At 65.3% G+C, this 329-nt stretch carries 1 protein-coding gene; it reads left to right on the forward strand.

Annotation, left to right across the window (positions count from 1 at the left end; genetic code table 11):
- Positions 1-329: hypothetical protein (locus AC2YHT_RS25690; protein ID WP_487292620.1), on the forward strand; the 329-nt coding region annotated here is incomplete at both ends.

Genomic DNA, 329 nt, shown 5'->3' on the forward strand with positions numbered 1-329 from the left:
CAGCCGCTGGAGGTGCGGCTGTTTGCAAGGCTCAAGCGGCTGCGCGCCAAGACCGATCGGATCGACGCGGCGCTGATCGCAGCGGCGACGGCCCAGGTGGACACGGTGCGGGCGGCGCAGGATCTCCGCCTGATCGAGCTGGCCGAACGGATGACGGCCTACGAGCAGATCAGCGACCTGACCGCCCAGCTCAAGACCTCCATGGAGCACGTGACGCTGCCCGATCTTGCCGCCAGTCTCGACGAGCAGATCGAAAGCCTGAAGCAGTTGAAAGCACGGTTGGCGCGCGAGATCTTCACCAGGATCAAGGCCTTCGAAGACCTGGTCGC

It is taken from the genome of Caulobacter sp. SRI_008, from assembly GCF_057586355.1.